Source organism: Nostoc sp. DedQUE07 (assembly GCF_034530975.2).
Classification (GTDB): Bacteria; Cyanobacteriota; Cyanobacteriia; order Cyanobacteriales; family Nostocaceae; genus Nostoc.
This window is the reverse complement of record NZ_JAVRCC020000003.1, coordinates 37643-58537: the sequence shown is the minus strand read 5'-3', so window position 1 is coordinate 58537 and position 20895 is coordinate 37643. Positions and strand designations below refer to the sequence as shown.

Here is a 20895-nt window from a genome sequence, read left to right as displayed (position 1 = left end):
TTAATTTTATTTATAGCTTTAGCTATTAAATAAGAGAGTCTGCTACTTCTTGAAGTTTCTTATTCAACTTCTCTCTTTTATAAGGAAGTTTAAAATAGTTGATCGCCTCTAAGAATGGGCGTTTAACATAATTTACATAAGCAGTCATTACATCAGGTGCTTGATGGTTTTCGTATCCTAGAAGATAGCTTATCACTTCCCGATCTTCTACACCACGCAAATTGTGCATTAGTTGATTACGAAGATCATCATTAGCATTCCTGTTTTTATAACAATACCATCTGAGTAAAGGCCAATCATGAAAATTATTATCTATATTTTTTAACCAATCAATGAGCAAATCATTTTTATTAGTTACTCCAAAGTTATTATTGATTTTCTCAACTGGAAATTTAAGAATTCGTAGAATATCGATTTTAAAAGTATTGGTCTCATTTTTGATAGATTTAGATAAATGTAACCCTAGTGGAACCCATTCAATTAATTCGGAGACATTTCGAGTATCTCCATTTGATAAATTAATACTTTGATTAATCATTGCTACTTGTGATATAATTGCTACTTTCAAAAAAGTTTCTTGAGCAGCAGCAAGTAGAGTAATACCTTGGAGATAATTTTTCTGATTAAAGAAAAAACTTATCAGATCAAGACTGTCAACAATTCGTTGAGTAGCTTGGGGAATCTCAAAATCTTGTCCACTAGTTATTAAAGTACTATGGAGATTAAAAAAATCAACAATCTTCTCTAAGTTAGCTATAGCAGTTTTGTCTATTCTATCTATATCTTCTAAAATTTTGAGCGCAGCGCCAGGGAAGCCTCCTATAATTAACTGCTTTGCTTTTTGAATCTGCATTCCCCGCCAATAATTAGAGCTTTCAATAGCTTCTGATTTAGATTTATGTTCATAATTTTCATCAAAATATTCATTACTAACTAAAAACTTAACTTTCTGAAATCTGCCTAAGCTAACGAATTGTACAGCAGAAGATATCGCTGGTGTTCCAGCTTGATGACTAACATAAACAGATTTTAGTGGATTAAAGTCTAACTTGCGGAATGCTTCTTCTACCAAAAAAAGGGTTTCATTCCAATTATCTATACCTTTATCATCAGTTTTTGGTGCAAGATATAAAAATTCTAATTGACAGTCAAATTTTCCTTGCAAATACCACTCTAATAGAGGCTTAAGTGTACAAGTGTCTTGCCAGTAGGGGCATTTCTCAAAAATTATTTTGTCTTGATTGAATATTTGAGATTGGTCTGTGAGCAGAATTATAATTTTTTCCGGCTTGATACTTTGCTCTACGAAATATTGATAATAAGTATCAAGCAGTGGAAACTTTAAATCTAACTCGTAATAATCAGGCTGATTTTCATATACTAGACCTAAAACCCTAGCAGGTATTGTATATCCAGCCTCTTTATTATAGGGGTCTTTTTGGGTAGGTGAAGCAAACTCTGTACACTCCAAATCATATCTGACTTCATCATATAAATTTCCCCAACTTTTATTATGCTTGAGGAGGACATCGCTATTACCCGTTGTGATAATCCAAATACTCATATTTACACCCCCCAAAGTTTGGTAAATCCGCTGGTTGCTAAGAAAGCTAAAAATTCTTCTGTTCTCTCATCTTTTTTATCAGGGAAAATGGTGAGTAGCTCTATAAAATCTTTTCCCTTACGCTTCATTTCTCCTTCTTTGTTTTTGATATAGCGCGGGTACATACGATGCCAAATTCTACCAATTTGACTCATCTTACCTGTAAGATTTGAGCCTTTAATTGATTTGCTTCCTTGGTAATTACCGTGAAACCATCTCACGGCTAAACTATCATCTTCATCTTCTGCAATCCTTCCCCAAACTTGAACTTTCTGTGGATGGAATGATTCGCGCCAAGAAGTTAATTTATTAATTGGGGTTTTATCTTTTAATTTCAGCCAGTTATTTACAGTCTTATGAATATCATTCAGGATATTAGTAATGTGACTGAGGCTGTTTACTGGAAAATAATATTGATTTGATTGCTTGGGGAATTCCCAATGACAACCTATCATGGGTTTACCATTTAAATACTCTGGAAAGAATAGGCGATGGTCAATTCGTCGCCAAGATTTACCAAAGCCACCAAGCAGCATAGCAAATCTTAAAATTTGTGTTGCTAATGTTTTTAATTCTTTTTTATATTCTTTTGAGGTATTACCCATGCTAAGAATATTTAAAGTTCCTGCATTTAATTCATAAATAGGCATGGTTACATTCCCATACCGATATACATCCATTTCTAAATCAACAGCATTAAAAGCAATTCCTAACTGCCCGACAACAGCACCATTTCTCCCTGCAAATCCGCCCCAAAGTTCTCTAGTTAATTCTTCGGCTGTATTTTCATCAGTAATGCCACTAAATAACCGCAGGGTGTGACCACGTAAAGCAGCTTTAAAAATATTGGGACGAAACTCGCCTGTTTTATCAATTAATTGTGAGGCTAATCCTTGTCCACGCAGATTAACAGAGACTAATTTAGTTTCTGGGTGATTTATCGGTTGACCATAACCAGCACTAACTCTAGAACCAATACCTCGTTCAATAGCTTTATCCCAAATACTCCAGATAATCTCCCATTCACTAGCTTCTAGTGCTTCGGTGCTAGAAATGCCAAATATTAAGGTAGGTTGATAGAGAGATATCTGAATAAATGCTGAGTGGCTACCGTTATTTTTAATTTGCCAATCTTGTTGAGGATGAACTACATCAATTAATGGTTCTTCAGCCCACGTTGCATCTTTAGGATAACCCCCATGAAAGCGAAGAATTCCTGGTATGGCATCGTTGCTAGTTAGTTTACCACCGCAATACCTTACACCCTGTTCTGAGGTACAAGCACGTAAAAAAGCACCTTTCATGCTTGCGCCTGGGTAAAATGGAAATCCTTTAGCGGCGATGACTGGCCGAATTATATCTTCGTCTTGCCCACTGTTAGAAACAAAGCGCCAAGTTATTTTATATTCTTTTGTTTTAACATTGGTGTTAAATGTGGGAGGGTCAATTGCAGAACCTTCTACCCACTCATCAACCCATCTCTCAGACTGTTCGGGATTTCTGATATATTGAATCTGCCCGCGCCCTGAGATTTGCGCTTGAAACATTAATGGAACTTCATTACTATTATTCATCTGCAAATCCTGATTTTTTGTAGCGCTGAGTCCACCAAACCAAACTGTCACAGAATTGAGTAAGCACAGCTAAACAAATTCTTTGATCTTCAATGGGAAGTTCCCATAATTTGGCGGCGAACTGCTGAATTTTTGGAGTGTCATTATTGCTGACATCTTCTTGAGGAAGCTTAATTCCAGCCAGTTGCATGATTTTGACAAAGCTTTTCCATGTATCGCGCCAATATTCGCCTTTGGCTTTTTCTTTGTCTAAAAGTCGCAATTGCTCTCCCCAAAACCTCTCTAAGCCGTAAGCTACAGTTATTCGCATTTTGTGAGATTGACCAATAACGCCTTTTTGGTCGCGGTGTTTGAGGACTAGGCGTTGTGCTTCTTGGTCTAAGTCGTAAGATTTCCAAGTCATATATTCATACCCCATTTAAAGTTAAACTACAGTGACCAAAACCAATGGATTCTAAACCGCCAAGATAAATATCTGTGCTTTGAGTACCATTTAATGGTTCCCATTGCTTCCCTGATTTATCATCTTTGATAGCGATAGGAAAGACTAAAATAGTTCCTTCTGGTAAGGCTTCAGTGTTAAAGAAGCCACCACCATCGACAACCTTTTGATCAGGTTTTAAGCGCACGCGACTTTGACGATATAGAGCCATGTCATGAATCATGGAAATATCACTATCGTCTACTATTACTGCTGGCTTTTCTTTTCCTGATGGGAACCAAGGGGATAAGTCTACGATTTTGTTGATAGTCAAAAATCCTAAATTGAAAAACAGGGTCTTTTTACCTTGGGATTCTCGTGCTTTTAAGTTCTTGGAGCCTGTATAGGGGTCTGGTATATCTATTTCTTTGAGAGATTTACCATTAAATTTGACAGTATCGCCAGCAATTCTTTGGTAGCGTTGGAGTAAACGTGGACTAGTTACCCACACAATTGGTTGACCGGGACAAAAGACTGGTAGCCAAAGAATAGAAGCGTATTCAAATTTGATAATAGACTCGTTATTAATTTCTGATTGTTCTGAACCTGCTTCATTGCCATACCAATAATTTGCTGCTTGTTCTCCATCTAGCAGACGCATTTCTGAACGCAGGCGACCGCGAATCGAACTACCGGGAAGAATACCTGTTTGAGTAAATTGGTCGCGGAAGATGAGGTTTAAATTACCGCTTTCTTCTCCAGCAGTTGCACCGACGTGCAGAGGTGCTAAAGTTTCAATAACTCCATAAGCTTTTTTGTACATTTTTTTAGGCGACTCCTTTAATTTCTGTTGGCAAACATAAACCGCATCCTACACGTTTAAGGCTGTAACCTTCTTTGGGAAACCATGCTTCATCCCATGACCACCAAGGTTTATTTAAAGGTTCTGCAAGCACATAAACACTACCAGCTGGAACCGCGTAACGTCCCCTTCCTAAATTCCCTTTGGCGCGGTAACGGTAGGGTACTGGTTTATCTGTTAGCATTTCTACGGTTTCAGGGAAGCTTTCATGTTGAGGATGGCGGTGAGAGAAACGGTTAGAACCCCATGTAGCTGGTGTAATTAAGGCAAAGGTGCGTTCTATTGGCTGATTTAATAGATTTAAAAATTTCTTATTTTTGATTGACTCACATTCTATTTCGACAACATGATTTTCACCACCAAAACGATACCAGCCGTTTTCTATAGGATACGTTGATAGATAAACTAAACAGGTATCGTCTGCCATTTGGACAGAATTTTCTAGAAAAAGTCCATCGGAGTTTTCTACACACCGTTCAGTTGATTTAATTTTGGGATGCAAAAAAGAAACGTATTTCCAAGGATTATCAGCAACAGATTTATAGTCATTAGTCCTGATTGCTTTAGCTGGAGTTCCCCAAGAATCGATTGTTTGCCAACGATAATCTGGTTCTAGTTTCTCACTCTTATTTTCTAGCTCCCATTTACCATCCTTTAATTGCCACTCATCAACGGCTTTTTTGGCAATTATTTTATGCCAAGGGATAGGAATATAAAAATTTTGTCTTTCGTTGTATTTCGCCCAAAATGGGCCTGCAACGCATAGATTAGTACTCAACTCACTTTGAGGAAACTTTTCTGTTGTCTTATTAACGCTAAACATTAAGCCTGAGAGTGTCGCAGCTTCTGGCGGGAATTTAGCACCAGAACGACCCACTAGATTTTCTGGTGAAAGAAATGCACCTGCACTTCCATACATTAATCCCAAGGGACGAATAGTGATTAGGTATTTGAACATAAATGCCAGCCTACTTTAATTAAATTGCTAATCCAATCAATTGTGGCTTTTGCTCTGTCATAAGGAGCATCTTCATCATCAAAACCCACAAGATGTTTAGCACGTTCATAATTTAGTAATTCTTTGCCTTCACCTGGAAAGTAAATGTCAAAGAATTCAATAGCGAATTTTTCGACAAAGCTCTTTTTATCAAGATTAAAAGCACGTCGGGATTCTAATTGAGCTAAATCTTGATAAATGTGACTCCAGTTGGCTTTTTCCTCTCTGTCTTGATACTTGGTCAAAATATTTAAATAATCCCAAGGACAAGTCCACTGCACATATTGACCACTGTTAAAGACAAGTCGGATGGTGACTCGCCCACGCCCTGAAGATTTAGCTAGCTTTTCTGCCTCACGACAATGTTGTAAAATATCTCTTTGAGGGACGCTAGAACCTGCCCAAACAAATCCGACGCTTAAGCCTATCTTTTGATCATGTCTTTCCCAAATTTGGGGTAATGTGATTAACCATGCAAAAGCTTGCTGGGCTGTAATCGGTTCTTGATCTTTGTCTCGATAAATTACGCCTAAAAAATCGTCTCCACCTGCATAAACTACCCGACCGATTTCTTGGGGGAAGTCTTCGGTAAAGTGTTCCCCCCAGTGACGCATCGCTTGACTAAAATTTTTCAGTTCGTCATCACCATTTTCTAAGTCTGCTAATTCCTTTAGGTGTTTCCCAACTTCATCGCCATCACCCATAAACCAACCTGTCCAGCGTCCTTTACCTTGCTCATTTTTGGCTTCGGGGCCTCGATAAATTTCGCTGAAGCTTTCTAGTTTAGACATCCCTAAATTGTTGGCAATCTCTGGCAGGGTGACTAAACGTTTCACTAATTCAGGAACACTTAATTTTTCATTGAGTGCAAAAAACTTACCCTCTGGTTCTGCATCTTGAGAACGATTTTCTAATACACAAGCAAGGCGTTTATAGAAGGTTTTAATATCGTCTTTTTCTATAGTCCACTGGCGATTTTTAGGATTTCGCTCTTCTCCACCTAATCCGGGAAATGCAATTCCATCCGTACCTGTTAAACTAGAACTCTCCCCAATCCAGTTGACGGCAGTCCACCCACGGGAAAGTTTACGGGTTTCTAAATCATCCATCGCTGCTTGAATACTATCGCCTTCTCCCCAAAAAATTTCCCAGGCGTGGTTTCCCCAGTTTGCCCACTCCCTCTCCCAGTGGTATTTATAGTCAGGTAATTTCTCCTCTATCCAGCATCGACATTCCTTCAACATTCCCTTCCACACGGACAATAAGGTTTTTTCTACCTCTGATTTTGAAAATTCTCCTTTAATAAGAATGCGATTTGGCATTCCTTTTTGGAGGTTAGGGATTGCTGGGGAAATGACTGTTGTAGTTTTTTCAGCTTCTTTTACTAGCTGCTGGCTGAGATAGGAGAGAATCAGAGATGCACCATACAAGTCTCGGAGTTTACGGGATTTCTCGATAAACCCTTGCACCGGAGCAAAGGTTATTGCTGTATATTTGGCCACGTTTACCATAGTTACTGGATGCGGTCTTGTCTAAATTACAGTAAGAAATTGAACTTGTACTCAGTAGTTATACTTTGTAATAATTCTTGTTTTGTCAATTAATCGCTTAATTTTCAGAGGTAAGCTAGGAATAAAATAAGCCAATTAAGCACATATAGTATTTAAGGTTTTGTGCAAGTTTGGAGTTATGTAGCACTAGGGGAATTACTGTGACATTTACATCTTCTCGGAAAAATTGAGAATGTAAATACCTTTTCATGCGAATGACGAAATATTTTTTGGATGTCTGAGTAAGATTTAATTGTGTACCCTGTTAAGGTATTGCATTTTTGTGAGATGATTTATGTCACGCAGAGGCGCAGACGTAAAGAGAGGATAAGGAGTTTTAGATTTCAATACATTAATTGCATCGCTTGTTTATGCAACGCCACTATTAACTCTTAACGGGAAGTTTGAGATGTTCATCTACACACCTCGCCGAATCGCCGAAACCCTATATTTTTCGTTGAGGTGTGTCGATGCCTTACATAACAAGGGTTTGAGGTGTGTATTTTACTTAATTTCACATAAGATATATACTCTTTTTCAGAGGTGTGTCGATTTGTTGGCTGAAAGCCTTACGGGGCAAAGCCTCCTAGACGAACTCCCTACCGATTGGGTTAAATCGGAATTAATGGAAACTTTGCCTTTGCTTCAATTATTACTTTTTGGAAAACCCCTACCGATTGGGTTAAATCGGAATTAATGGAAACGGTTTATACTTTGGATTTGGAATTGTTATCCAGATTTTTCCCTACCGATTGGGTTAAATCGGAATTAATGGAAACATCTTGATCGGGATCGAGAATTAGTTTATACAAAATGCCCTACCGATTGGGTTAAATCGGAATTAATGGAAACAGTTTTAGGCTGAATAGGCCTAACAGACTTTTTGCCCTACCGATTGGGTTAAATCGGAATTAATGGAAACTTTCTTCAGGGGTTTTTGTGCCCCCTGTTAAACCCTACCGATTGGGTTAAATCGGAATTAATGGAAACCTACTGTTGTTTCGGCAAAAGCAATACCAGACATCCCCTACCGATTGGGTTAAATCGGAATTAATGGAAACGCTAATAGAATTCTCTTGTCCATGATTCTCCATTTTTTCCCTACCGATTGGGTTAAATCGGAATTAATGGAAACTTATAGTAGATAGGCATCTATCAACTTCACTATTAACCCTACCGATTGGGTTAAATCGGAATTAATGGAAACGGTATGTTCCGCTTGTAGTCCTTGACCTTTAAGAGACCCTACCGATTGGGTTAAATCGGAATTAATGGAAACGACATACCTGAATTTGGTGTAAAAACGCAAGAGACCCCTACCGATTGGGTTAAATCGGAATTAATGGAAACTTAAAGAAGGCTTTGAGAGGTTCTGCGATAATATGGCCCCTACGGTTGGGTTAAATCGGAATTAATAGAAAAACAATCCGATTACTTCGCTTTTCTATTTGAGAAGCAGATATTAATTAAACCCTTAATTAATACCGTCGTCATTCGCTTGAAAAGCCTAGACAACAAACAAATAACAGTTAAAAGTTAAAGTAGACAAACTTTTATCCTTGAACTCTTGATGATCTGTCACTTCCTCATCGGCATCCCCGGTAGTGGGAAAACCACATTCGCGGTCGAGTTAGCAAAACTAGGGAATTATCGTATTATCTCCACTGATACAATTCGCCAAAACCTCTATGGCGATGCAAGTATCCAGGGTGAGTGGAGTCAGATAGAAGAAAAAGTAATTTTTGAGATTGCTGATGCAATAGCTCAAGGTGATTCTATAATCTATGACGCTACCAATGCCAAGCGTGTATGGCGGATGGATTTGTTAAAAAAGCTAAATTCATCTGTTGCTTGCCTTGCAGAGCATGGGGAAGAGGTTTTGTGGATGGGGTGGTATTTGCAAACTCCTTTGGCAACTTGCAAAGCTTGGAATCAACAGCGCACCCGACAAGTTCCAGACACGATCATTGAGAATATGCACAAATCTCTCCAAGACTTTCCTCCAGTAGCAGTAGAGGGATTTGCATCTGTCAAAGAAATCGATGTCACCTCTTCCAAGTTCGACATTCAACAAATTCCAACCCAAATCCAACAGCTTCCTCGTACCCTTACTAACCGCGCTAATCGTAATCGCCACATTACTTTACACGGTTATAGTAAGCTGCTGGATTTTGAGCGCTTAATGCATTTAATTTCTCTAATTATTCGCTATCCAGGAATTGGAAATCTGCAAACCACTAACCACAGTTTGCTGGAAAGCATTTTGGGTAATGTTCCTCTGTTTGCAAGTTCTTTAGAGGAAGTTACCGCTTTCATGGATAAATTATGCGGTACTATTTATGCTAATAAAAATGCCATCGAATCTGATTTACACTGGCTACAACAAAATTCCCTCATTGGAGCCAATAGTATTGCCCCTTCTTCTGGCATTACCGTATCACCCGATCGCTCAATTACTCTATCGACTTTTGTAACTCATGCTTATTCTGACTGCGACAGCTTTCGGAGGTTGATACAAATCATTCGCTTGATTCTCCACCACCCATTTTTGCAAGATACAGGAAAGGGAAGTCTACAAACGCTCGTGTCTGCACTCAGAGAAAATGGGATTATCGATGGCGATGGTTTAGATATTGTCCGCAAGGACATAGAAAAGGTTCTCAAGCCTTATAAAATATTGCCAGAATTTCCCTTGAGAGATGGGTATTTTGCAGGGACAGCGATTTTATCAACACATGAATTAACTAAAGTGTTTGATGTTCTCCAGTCTCAGGCTAAAAGCCTTGATGATCCTGTAGCACTGGAGATTTATGAAATATTTGCCACGCGGATGCTAAAAAGTAAGTTAGGGCTAAATCATGTGTATCCTGTCAGGGCGATTGCTAATCGTAGTATGATTGACCCAAAGTTTTTACCAACCGATGCTCTGTCTAGGAATTTAGAGCAATTGGAAGAGGCAATAGCTAAAGGGCAATTACTGGAATTAAATCGCTTTTCTGGCGGCGGTAAGTTTGTTCTTGATGAAGAAAGTTTTTTTTTAGCATTTCCTTTGCAAATCGTTTTTTGTAACCAAGCGTGGTATTTAGGTTTTGAGTGTGAAAGTGGAAAGTATGCAGGACTGTTCCGGTTTGAGCGTTTGGATAGATTGTTCATAGGTCAATTTCAAGGAAGATTCCGTTCTAAAGAGAAACAGGAAAAATCATTACAGAAATTACAGAAGCTTTCTGCTGCTAGTGCAGGTATTTTTTTGGGGTATAGTGTGAGTGACCAACGTCAGTTTCTCAGCCACGATAAACAAGAACGTTCTCAGGCTTGTGTGACAGTGGAACTGTGGTTTAACGACGCTATGTTCCGATTTATCGCTGAAGGCACTAAGAGATTCCCTGCAAGACAAATGAATATGTCTCCACCTGTTGAGGGCGGAAGATTAATGTTACCTAAGTCAATTTTCTGTCTGAAAAAAACCACAAGTAAACAGTTTCCCAATCGCTTCCGGGTGGTACTGCCTACATGGTACTTGGATGATGTGGAGTTTCTGCGGTGGATTGTCGGTTTTGGCGGTAATGTTAAGGTAGTGCAGCCAGAGGAATTGGTAGCTAAGGTTAAGGGAATTGGTGAGGCGATTCTTAAAGTTTATGAGTAGTAATAAATAAAAATATATATTCCAAAATACTTTTAAAGGTCAGGATATTACATCTCGACCTTTTTGTTTAGAAAAATTCCATTTCTCGTTGGAGAAGCGACGAGCGTGGGGCGGATGGTCATGGCAGTCCTTTCCATGTTGTTTCCATTAATTGCACTTCTCGTTGGAGAAGCGACTCAAAACCCAGATTATCTCGTAGAACTAGAGGCGCGTTTCCATTAATTCCACTTCTCGTTGGAGAAGCGACTCTAGAGTCACCCGCTAGGAGCAAGTATCTAGAGTTTGAGTTTCCATTAATTCCACTTCTCGTTGGAGAAGCGACTAGTAAATAAACCTCAGAAGGCCGCAGAAACTTTAGTAGTTTCCATTAATTCCACTTCTCGTTGGAGAAGCGACTTACTTTAAATGCTGCCCTATATGGAGCGTACACTGCTGTTTCCATTAATTGCACTTCTCGTTGGAGAAGCGACTACCTCCAGGGAGAATAAAGGATTATTTGGCTGGTTAGTTTCCATTAATTCCACTTCTCGTTGGAGAAGCGACCTTACCTAAATACCGGAGATATCCACATGGGTCTTTTAAAGTTTCCATTAATTCCACTTCTCGTTGGAGAAGCGACTTACCTCTCTTATATCAATGATCACCATTGAAGGAGTACCACTACGTTTCCATTAATTCCACTTCTCGTTGGAGAAGCGACCGTAAGAGTTGCACCTGAAAAAGTCCGTACTTTTGGTTTCCATTAATTCCACTTCTCGTTGGAGAAGCGACCCCCCTCCCCACCACCCGCTTCCGAGGGGGAGGTGGGTGGTGTTTCCATTAATTCCACTTCTCGTTGGAGAAGCGACTGGCGTAATCAAATGCTAGGGGATTATCATTTGGTGTTTCCATTAATTCCACTTCTCGTTGGAGAAGCGACACGATAACCGAGGCTACGAGAAACTGACCTCAATACCGTTTCCATTAATTCCACTTCTCGTTGGAGAAGCGACCTTTGTATTCTTCTTTTGTAGCTCCTTTGGTTTCTAGAAGTTTCCATTAATTCCACTTCTCGTTGGAGAAGCGACTCTACAGAAGACCTATACCTGGAACCTACAAATAGAGAAGTTTCCATTAATTCCACTTCTCGTTGGAGAAGCGACCTGTAAAAGGATTACGTGATGATTGGCAGTTAATTCGTTTCCATTAATTCCACTTCTCGTTGGAGAAGCGACTTTTATTAAATCTACCTATTCCAAGTTAGTAACGTACCTGTTTCCATTAATTCCACTTCTCGTTGGAGAAGCGACGACTATTGTTATATTGGAGGGCGAGACGGATACGTTGTTTCCATTAATTCCACTTCTCGTTGGAGAAGCGACTTGTAAAGGTTATGAAGCCTGCTTAATAAAACAAATAAGTGATGAGTTTCCATTAATTCCACTTCTCGTTGGAGAAGCGACCCCTCTTATTTAAACCCTTATGGTGTCTGATGTCCAGATGCCCTTTGCGACGGGGTCGGTGAATAAAGAAATTTTTACCTTTACAAGGGAATATAAAAACTCTGAAATCCTTGTACAGAGGGACATCGGCAGGGTCAATGAGAACATAAGCATTTCCCAGTTTTGCCGACCCCGCCGCAGAGAAAGTAAAAAACTTAGTAAATTTGTCATTCGCATGAAACCACTAGCACGATCTCAAACCAGCACTTACTTTTGAGGTGTAGAGAAAACAGAAACAACTATCAAACATCATATTTATGTATATCTCTTCCCGCGCTGCATTAATCCGTAATCTTGGGATAGCCTTACTCAACGGTGCTATCACTCTAATTATCCTGTTAATAGCACCTTTGGGGCTAACAGCAGTAATCATCAATACAATCTTGATCGCCGTCGCCAGCTTTGTCAACGCTACAGTAGGTGATGCTGTAGTGAATTTTTTGCAACCATCCCAAATTAAAACCTTGCAAGCTGAAATCATTACCCAACAGTCACAAATGACCAAAGAAAGTAAAAAATAACTAGCAATATTTTAACCGTTTTCCTTTGATATTATCTTAAAATTTTATGCGGACACTGTACGTCTCCCGACAAGGTTGTTATATCAGTCTCAAAGCAGAAACCCTAATCATTAAACAAGGAGAAACTATTCATGGCGAAGTACAATTACCATTACTGGAACAAATACTAATATTTGGTAAATCTCAAATCACTACTCAGGCGATTCGTACTTGTCTATGGCGAGATATCCCCATCGCTTATTTATCCCGCATGGGATACTGCTATGGTCGGCTCATGCCAATTGAACGAGGATATCGTCAATTATCTCGTTATCAGCAACAATTAACAGCAATCGAACGCTTGTTAGCAGCTAGAAAAATTGTCCAAGCCAAACTGAAAAATAGCCGCACATTTTTACAGAGACAACAACGGCGTAACCCTTCCGGAACGGCTGAAATTGCCATCAAAAGTTTAGAAGTTTTGGGACAAAAATCAGGAGAAGCTGAAACGATAGAGCGATTGATGGGATTAGAAGGGGCTGGTGCAGCACAGTATTTTTCAGCCTTCGGTGAATGTTTGAATCATCCTGATTTTGTATTTTTAGCGCGTAGCCGCCGTCCTCCAGGAAATCCGGTGAACGCGATGCTGAGTTTTGGCTACCAAATCCTATGGAATCACCTGTTGACAATAATTGAACTCCAAGGACTAGACCCTTACTACGCTTGTCTACATCAAGGCACAGAACGCCATGCTGCTCTTGCTTCCGATTTAATTGAAGAATTTCGCGCCCCAATTATTGATTCTCTGGTACTTTGGTTAATCAATAGCAAAGTCATGGATACTCAAAACGATTTTGAATATCATGATGGAGGTTGCTATCTGAATAACTCTGGTCGCCCAAAATATATTAAATATTTTTTACAACGCTTGTCAGAAGAAGTACAAAATTCTCAGGGAGAAAAACAACCTCGTTGGGATTTAATGACACAGCAAATTAAATCTTTTAAAGAATTCGTTTATCAGCCTAGCAAACTCTATAAGCCTTATGAAATTCGTTGAATGCTATTTTATGTAATAGTATATGACATACCTTGCGATAAAAGACGCAAAAAAGTGTCTGATTTATTAGAAGGATATGGTCAACGAGTGCAATATTCAGTATTTGAATGTGTTCTTGACCAAAATAAATATAATGAACTGCGAAAAAGACTCCATAAACAAGTGAAAGTTTCAGAAGACAGCGTGCGGTTTTATCCCCTCAGCCGACACACGTTTAACCAAATTGAAACTTGGGGAGAACCACCAGTTACAGAACTCCCAGGTTCAACTATTATCTGATTTACTCCTCTTCGCTCACTCTGAAGAGAAGGAAAGTTCGTCTCCATGATTACCATATTCAGTGGGTATTATTTACGGTACTACAGGCGACAAAATCATTAATTGACGTAATCAAAATAAACTGTCAATGGAACCACTGGAATACTGCCGTTTGTACATTAAAAGCCCAAAGCCACCAGAAAAAAGAGGATATACAGGTGCATACGAACGCCGATCGGGACTAAAGGTCTTGAAATTTCAACATCATCGTAGCTGAATGCAAGCCTTAGCGCACCAAGAAGCAATGACCGTTTGTTCCTGATGAATTGGCACTTTATTGGATAGCCTACTCAAATGTATAAGGGTCTGAGTTTTATGATGAATCATGAAATGCAGTATGCAACTGCTCAACAATCCTTCCCTGGTTCATTCTCAACCTGAATGCCGTAATTAATGAACATTGCCGGAATGGATATGTCTAGGGCGTTTGCTAGCTTTTCCATAGTTTCTAACGAAGGATTCAACTCACCTCTTTCCAGGTTGGATATGTAAGTACGATGAAGTTCAGCCCGTTCTGCTAGTTGCTCTTGAGAAAGATCCAGTTCACGCCTACGTCGTCTGACCGCTTTGCCAAAGCGCTGTTTAATACTTAGTTCATTTTTTTCGCTCACTGCACAATGTTCAAAAAGTGCAGAGTATAAGTCTACATATTATAAATAACTCTTTGTAGTGTATAAATAACATTAGAGATTGGTACAAAAAATTTTATGCCTGAAATACCCCTTCAAATACCGCCAGTTGCTTTACCAGAGCTTATTCCCAGCGAATTACCCCAGCAGAAATTTCATCTCGGTGAATGGGTACGATGGTTTCAAGTACCCAACGGCGATTTTGGTCGCATCATTGGAGTCTTATACACCCAACAAGCTAGTTGTATTGCCACTGGCTTACATTACTTGGTTCTTTTAGATGAGCGCAGTCCCTCTCGTGAAATTTGCATCTGCGACTTCGCTTTCGAGGATGATATCGAACCTTTAGATAATTCATCCTTGGAAGGGCTTCAGGGCAATCATGTCTGAAGCTCAACAACATCAGCAGTTACTAGAACTGCATAACCAAATGTTCATGTCCCCTCAAGATTTTAGCTATCGTTGGGGATTGGGTTACGAAGAATTAGCAAAAATCTGTGCCATCTCTAAATCTACGGCTTATCACTGGTTGGGTGGACAAGCCAGCCGTCGAGAAGCTGGATTACCTTACCAGAGAATTATGGCTGTGGCTGATTTTCTTTTCACCAACGCCGAAGTAATTAATCCTCTCTTGGAACAGTGGCATAATCCTCAACACCCGAATTAATCTTTCAGTTTTTGCAAATTGACAAAACTTTTCTTCATCTCCTTGACTGACATAAAAAATAGGTAGTAGGGTGCAATTTATCGTCACCAGCCTAGCCCTGCTCCATGAACCGTTCCACCAATGATTCCTATTACTTGCCCTCCAGTATTGAGTTGACCCAAAGCCATGTCTTGATTCATCGCATGGCAATCCCTCTCAAAAATGCAATCAGCTACTTACAACAATTTCCCCAGTCAGAATACGAGGATATTTGCCGGGATGCTTTTGAGTTAGGATTTCTTTGCTTGCAAACTGCTCAAACTCGTCATGGCAACGAATTAATTAAGCAGCAGATGGAATCCTTGTTGGTGGAGTTTCAGCAGGCAGTCAAGGTAATTGCAGAGTCTTTCCAGCAGGAATTAATTAATCAAGTAGGGACAGAGAATGGTCAATTATTAGCTCCCCTCCAAAATCAAATTAATCTGACATCAGCCATTCTCACTGAAAAACTCAATAGCGTCAGCACTTTGCTCACACTCGAAATTGATCCCGCCAGAGAAACTTCTGTTGTCGGCCGCTTTTTGAATTCATTACGTCAACTCTTAGATGCCAAACGCTCTGATTCTATTCAAGGCGCATTTAAAGCAGCATTAATAAATGCCACAAAGGAAAATGGTACTCTAGCTGCGGCAGTTAAAAATGTGGTTTCTGAGTCTGTCAAACCATTAACCGAACAAGTGGAAAAGCTGACCAGAGAAATTCGAGATCAACAGGTGACACAACAAGTACTTGAGCAGACAACTGCAAAAGGCATCAACTTTGAAGAATTAGTTGTTGTCGAACTACGAAATTGGGCAAAGTTGAGTGGTGTAGAGGTGGAGCATATTGGTCGTGATGGGGATACTGGCGATATTCTCCTAAAGTTCACCAGTAAATCGTTAGCTGTAATTGAACTGTCAATAGTGATTGAAGCTAGGAAACGACCCTCAAAGCCTTTTGGTCGCCAAGCAATCACTCAACATTTACAGTCAGCAATGGTGCGGCGTTCTGCAAACTCGGCAATTTTCTTAAGTTATTCCCGCGAGGGATTAGCCCAGGAAATCGGTGATTGGGCAGAAGGAGTTTCTGAGTCAGGTTATTGGATCGCCACAACCCATCCATTTTTAATCATTGCTATCCGCTTTTTGGTGATCCAGCAAAGGTTAAATAAATTACGTAGCTTTGAATCAGAACTGGATGTAACTGCTGTTGAACAACAAATTCAGCAGATCCGCACAGCTTTGAGACGTATCAGGACTATCAAAAAATCCCTAGCAGAAGTCAGTAAGAGTGTAAGTACTATTCAAACTGAGGCAGATGCTTTGAACGCAGATATACAATCAGCATTAAAATCAGTTGAACAAACACTGAGTATAAAGTTAACTTAGGCTAATTTAATAGACTGTAACAATCTTAATACTTAAGACAGGAAAATAATGCAACTTTTCTGATAGTACTATCAAATTGAGATTGCTTAAATGCTTATTGAATAAGTATCTGATGTCAGTAGTGTAAATTTAAATCATTTATTACTTTGCAAAATGCATAATTATTGCTTTTTGTCAAACTTTTGTTTTTAATACTTGATAAAAACTTGATAAAAAAATTATTTGATTGCAGTAAGTCGTTTCAATATTGAAAAATGTGCATTTTATAAAATTTCGTTCAGATGGTTGATAACTTTATATTGTTATGAGTAAAAATAAAAAAATATAAGAAAATATAACAGCTTAAGCCTTAAAAGGCTTATACGAAAATACTTATAGATGTATAAGCTAATAGCTTACGTAAGCTACTGTGTAAAGCAAACTATTTGAAAAAATATTAATAATGGGCTATATTGTTTTATCACTAAAACGCTATACTTAAGGTGTATTTATTATTGCTAACTTATTTAATAAAGTTCAGTAAAAATTCTCATTTAAATAAAGTATAGCTGTTCTAATTTGTTATTAATCTAAAGAACACAGGAATATCTTGATGCCTGAATATTTTCAACCAACCTCTTACATAGTAGACATATCTTGTATGGATATTTGTCTAGTTGATAATAATAATGGTCAGATTGTACGTCCTTGGGTCACAGTAGCAATAAATCCTGTTTGTCGTACTGTATATATGAGCTGGATAAGCCTAGAGCCGCCAGGGATAGAAGAAAGAAATTGAACATTGGCTAAGAAATTAAAAATGTAATATGCATTTAATATATCTGTTATCAGATAAATTGAAATATGCCAGCTTAGTCTGGAGGAAAAAATGCTTTTAAAAATTTAAAAAAGGAAAATATATGACAATAGGTTACGGTCTAACTGTTGATAAACCTTGTACAGAAACTTTAGCCTGCACCAATATAAAAGAACTTTTAACCTGCCAGCTTCAGCTTATATATGCAGATTTAAGTTTTAGAACAATTGGTCAGATTATAGCAATAGATCATTGCTATCACTTGTATTCTGGAATTTCTAAGTTTCAACCTAAACTCCATGATTCAAAAATAGTAAGAATTTGTCGTATTACAGGTAATCCCGATCAGTTTGGTAAACTTTATCTCAATCAAAATTCGAGATTACGGATTCGCCTACCTGTGGATAAAATACCATTATTTTATTCGCTAGCAGGAAAATCACTCAGAATTGGTGAAAATACTATTAGATTAGGCATTCCTCAAATTGAGCTACTTCAGCCTACAGAAAAATTACGCTCACGCATTGTATTTATCAAAGGTTGCCAAGAACCCAAGAGCTTTTTAAAAGTAGCACAGCGCCAAATAGAACAACTAGGGATTAAAGGAACCGTTAATATTCAAACTAATCTTGATGGAACTCCAAAACGTAGAACTATTAAAGTTAAAGAATCTACTTTAGTGGGATTTGGATTAGAAGTAAAGCATCTTAGTGAGGAAGATTCATTAATATTACAAGCATATAGTATTGGTGGAAAGCATACAATGGGATGTGGGTTTTTCGTCCCACTCAAATAAGTATTAAAAATTAGAAAAAATTTAATTTTATCTCAAAAAAATGTTTTACGAAAGCATCATAGTATGGCTATAACGAAAAGTTCACTTAAATCAAGAATACAATTAAATCTGAGCGATCCAAGCATGACTATATTACACAATGCTGGATTAGCAGGATTATGGATGACACTAGGACAACTAGAAAAACTATATCCTGAATCTACAAAGCGTCCTAGTAATTTAACTTGGTCGCGGACTCCTCATTCTATAAGTCTCGACTGGGATGGAGAAGAAGATTTCATAGTTTTAGACTGGTTACTTAAACAATCATTTAAAATTAGTGATGAGGGTTTAATTGACCTGCCTGGGGTAAATTCTCAACCAGGGAATATTCTAACCAAAATAATTAAGCATCTAGGAATAACAGGAACATTTCTTCAGCATAACAAGTTTTTTAAATCCGCTGGGAACGTATCTACAGTGCTAACAGTTGATGAAATGGAAGCTGTTGTCCATTATAAAAAGGTAGATGAATATGCACACCAAGTTTTCGCAAAACACCTATGCAACAAACAAGGTCAGCTTTTAAAAGAGCCAATAGGTATAGTAGGTTGGCTTTATCCGGGAGCAGTAATTCGTCATGAGGTTTTTCGTGAAAAAACTAAGTTTTATGAAAAACCGGAACTGGCTTTAGCACTGTTATTTGCTCCTGTTGCTTGTCAGTATTTCGTTTTGGGATCTCACTTGGAACGGGAAAAGCCCCATTTTATCTTAGTAATACCCCAAGTAGCTGACTTAGAAGCTTATGCTCAATATTGTTGGAATTTAACTGACTTAGATTATAACTACTTTTATGCATCTAGTTTGGGAGATGCAGGATTAAGATTCTTGACTTATGAAGCAAATGTACAACAGACTGCATTTGATCCAGTAGAACGATGCCAGGTAATATTATTTGGAAAGGCTGCTTGGTCAAAGCAGCAAAAAACTCGTACAGAAACAGCATTTTTGCAGGCAAGTGAAACAGTTAATTCAGTTTATAAACTTAGTTGTATATTTTTTCCAAACTACCAAAATTTTAAATCTAAAAATGAAACACCTATTATTGCAAATATGCTTAGAGGAATAATTGCAGACAATTTAGCAAACAGCCTGCCTTGGTGGTTTAATTTATCTACAAAGCTTCAAGATAATCATTTATTGGAACTCAGTAATGATGATAATCAAGGAATCTACAAAATGATATCTAATTCCCAATGGGATGTAGAAACTCAAAAACTCTTCATCAAATGTGTTCATGAAACATTAAAAATAAGATATGCGAAAATTTATGCTCGAACTAAGCAAGATGAATATGTTCAAATTGAAAGAGAAAATGCACGCATTCTATCTCAATTAGGACGTTGCACAAATGCTGCAAACTTCCGAAAATTTATTGCAGAGTTTTGGGGTAAAGCAGGGCATAATCAAATTTTACAAGCAAATTTAGATGAAATACTATCCATAACTTCAGGAATAATGGATTGGAAAATAGCGAAGGATTTAACTTTTATTGCTCTTGCTAGTTATCCAAAAAGCAAAATCGCAGAATTAAATATATCGGAAGTGTGTGATTAATAATCGATTTAGGAGAATTTAAATGTTTCATTTGTTCAGCAATATTTTGACTAGTTACGGAACCGCAGCTAATAATCGTGGGGAAAATGAGGGTAATGTAACTCCCTTACAAAAATTAGATTGGAAAGGTGAAGTTTATACTACAGTTTCATCTGAGGCTATTCGTTGGGCATTACGGTACTCCTGGCAAAACGTTGGGTATGCAGTGAATCGACGTTGGGATGAAAATGCTCAACCAGTAGCGGATCATGTTTGGCAAGACCTCAACTTTGATGATATTCGCTTCATTGATGATGATGTTTTGGGATTTATGCAGGCAGAAGCAGCAAAAATGGAAGCGTCAGATGAGTCTGGAGGCGATGCCGAGGAAGTATCTCAAGATGATAATAAAAAAAATTCTAAAGGTAAGGATGAGCAAACTTCTCGACGTAAAGGCAAGCAAAAGCCTAAAGGTAAAATAACTGCTAGACGAGGTGTATTAGAAGTTACTCGTGCAATATCAACGATTCCCTACAGTGGAAATATTACCTTTAATAGTGCTAGTGGGCTAAAAGGACGAAATTCTCTTTATGCCACAGAGATTCATGCTACTCGTTATCAATATGGTTTTGCATTGACACCCAATAGCCTTAAAGATAAATCTCGCATCCTTGCTGTCTTAGACGGCTTGATTTCGATTGGTGAAGTGGCGGGAAATCATGCTCGTTTTTTATATGATTTCTCACCTGAAAGTATTGTAATGCGATGGACACATGATTCTTCCCCTCGTTTTTTATATTGCTTTGAAGAAGATGAACTAAGAAATATCACAGTTCCAGATTTAGTTCGACGTGTCGAAGCTGGAGATATTGATCCAAAAGAATTATGGATAGGAGGAGCTATATCCAAGACTCTAGAAGATTTAGGAGCAAATGTCTTTCCAGGAGTGAAAGCCGTAGTAGAAGCATTAAAACAGGTTATAGCAGAAGATTTGCAGTTGGCTTTGAGGAGCTAAGA

At 38.3% G+C, this 20895-nt stretch carries 17 protein-coding genes and 2 CRISPR repeat arrays; of the genes, 10 read left to right on the top strand and 7 right to left on the bottom strand.

Going from position 1 to position 20895, the window contains the following annotated elements:
* Window positions 1-25: 25 nt before the first annotated feature.
* From RMZ95_RS02860 to RMZ95_RS02835, 6 genes are read right to left on the bottom strand one after another with little or no spacing between them, the layout of a single operon-like run.
* Window positions 26-1564: a hypothetical protein gene (locus RMZ95_RS02860; protein WP_322685722.1), complete on the bottom strand. Its 1539-nt coding sequence runs from the start codon at window positions 1562-1564 to the stop codon at window positions 26-28.
* Between the two features lie 2 nt (window positions 1565-1566).
* On the bottom strand, window positions 1567-3177 hold the full coding sequence (locus RMZ95_RS02855; RefSeq protein WP_322685723.1) for a hypothetical protein: 1611 nt from the start codon (window positions 3175-3177) through the stop codon (window positions 1567-1569).
* Window positions 3170-3580, bottom strand: coding sequence for a hypothetical protein (locus RMZ95_RS02850; RefSeq protein ID WP_196521746.1), 411 nt, complete (start codon window positions 3578-3580; stop codon window positions 3170-3172). The genes RMZ95_RS02855 and RMZ95_RS02850 overlap by 8 nt, the downstream gene beginning before the upstream one ends.
* A gap of 4 nt (window positions 3581-3584) precedes the next feature.
* Complete coding sequence (gene cmr4 / locus RMZ95_RS02845) at window positions 3585-4421, bottom strand: type III-B CRISPR module RAMP protein Cmr4 (protein ID WP_322685724.1); 837 nt, start codon at window positions 4419-4421, stop codon at window positions 3585-3587.
* Window positions 4422-4425: 4 nt separating this feature from the next.
* Entirely contained in the window at window positions 4426-5418 is a 993-nt protein-coding gene (locus RMZ95_RS02840; RefSeq protein WP_322685725.1) for a CRISPR-associated protein, read from the bottom strand.
* Window positions 5403-6968: a Cas10/Cmr2 second palm domain-containing protein gene (locus tag RMZ95_RS02835; RefSeq protein WP_322685726.1), complete on the bottom strand. Its 1566-nt coding sequence runs from the start codon at window positions 6966-6968 to the stop codon at window positions 5403-5405. The genes RMZ95_RS02840 and RMZ95_RS02835 overlap by 16 nt, the downstream gene beginning before the upstream one ends.
* A gap of 636 nt (window positions 6969-7604) precedes the next feature.
* A CRISPR array of direct repeats spans window positions 7605-8429; the repeat unit is 36 nt; unit sequence CCCTACCGATTGGGTTAAATCGGAATTAATGGAAAC.
* A 148-nt stretch (window positions 8430-8577) separates the two neighbouring features.
* Between RMZ95_RS02835 and RMZ95_RS02830 the strand changes: the two genes are divergently transcribed.
* The 4 genes from RMZ95_RS02830 (at window position 8578) to cas2 (ending at window position 13970) form a co-directional block, all read left to right on the top strand.
* Window positions 8578-10650 (top strand): WYL domain-containing protein, encoded by a 2073-nt coding sequence (locus RMZ95_RS02830; RefSeq protein ID WP_322685727.1) that lies wholly within the window; start codon window positions 8578-8580, stop codon window positions 10648-10650.
* A 65-nt stretch (window positions 10651-10715) separates the two neighbouring features.
* Window positions 10716-12092: a CRISPR direct-repeat array (repeat unit 36 nt; unit sequence GTTTCCATTAATTCCACTTCTCGTTGGAGAAGCGAC).
* 296 nt (window positions 12093-12388) lie between these two features.
* Window positions 12389-12652 (top strand): CRISPR-associated protein Csx18, encoded by a 264-nt coding sequence (gene csx18, locus RMZ95_RS02825; RefSeq protein WP_322685728.1) that lies wholly within the window; start codon window positions 12389-12391, stop codon window positions 12650-12652.
* A gap of 46 nt (window positions 12653-12698) precedes the next feature.
* Complete coding sequence (gene cas1, locus RMZ95_RS02820) at window positions 12699-13691, top strand: CRISPR-associated endonuclease Cas1 (protein WP_322685729.1); 993 nt, start codon at window positions 12699-12701, stop codon at window positions 13689-13691.
* A complete protein-coding gene (cas2, locus tag RMZ95_RS02815; protein WP_322685730.1) occupies window positions 13692-13970 on the top strand; it encodes a CRISPR-associated endonuclease Cas2 in 279 nt (92 codons plus the stop codon).
* A gap of 386 nt (window positions 13971-14356) precedes the next feature.
* Here cas2 and RMZ95_RS02810 read toward each other — a convergent pair whose 3' ends face one another.
* Complete coding sequence (locus tag RMZ95_RS02810) at window positions 14357-14620, bottom strand: helix-turn-helix transcriptional regulator (protein WP_322685731.1); 264 nt, start codon at window positions 14618-14620, stop codon at window positions 14357-14359.
* 96 nt (window positions 14621-14716) lie between these two features.
* On the opposite strand from RMZ95_RS02810, the gene RMZ95_RS02805 reads away from it, so the two are divergent.
* From RMZ95_RS02805 to RMZ95_RS02780, 6 genes are all read left to right on the top strand, one after another.
* On the top strand, window positions 14717-15028 hold the full coding sequence (locus tag RMZ95_RS02805) for a hypothetical protein (RefSeq protein ID WP_322685732.1): 312 nt from the start codon (window positions 14717-14719) through the stop codon (window positions 15026-15028).
* The gene (locus RMZ95_RS02800) at window positions 15021-15305 is read left to right on the top strand and encodes a helix-turn-helix domain-containing protein (RefSeq protein ID WP_322685733.1); all 285 of its coding nucleotides are present in this window, start codon (window positions 15021-15023) and stop codon (window positions 15303-15305) included. The genes RMZ95_RS02805 and RMZ95_RS02800 overlap by 8 nt, the downstream gene beginning before the upstream one ends.
* Before the next feature lie 182 nt (window positions 15306-15487).
* Window positions 15488-16711: a hypothetical protein gene (locus tag RMZ95_RS02795; protein WP_322685734.1), complete on the top strand. Its 1224-nt coding sequence runs from the start codon at window positions 15488-15490 to the stop codon at window positions 16709-16711.
* An 899-nt stretch (window positions 16712-17610) separates the two neighbouring features.
* Window positions 17611-18303, top strand: coding sequence for a type I-MYXAN CRISPR-associated protein Cas6/Cmx6 (cas6, locus tag RMZ95_RS02790; protein ID WP_322685735.1), 693 nt, complete (start codon window positions 17611-17613; stop codon window positions 18301-18303).
* Window positions 18304-18366: 63 nt separating this feature from the next.
* Complete coding sequence (gene cas8a1 / locus RMZ95_RS02785) at window positions 18367-19899, top strand: type I-MYXAN CRISPR-associated Cas8a1/Cmx1 (RefSeq protein ID WP_322685736.1); 1533 nt, start codon at window positions 18367-18369, stop codon at window positions 19897-19899.
* Between the two features lie 22 nt (window positions 19900-19921).
* Window positions 19922-20893, top strand: coding sequence for a DevR family CRISPR-associated autoregulator (locus tag RMZ95_RS02780; protein ID WP_322685737.1), 972 nt, complete (start codon window positions 19922-19924; stop codon window positions 20891-20893).
* Window positions 20894-20895: the final 2 nt, after the last annotated feature.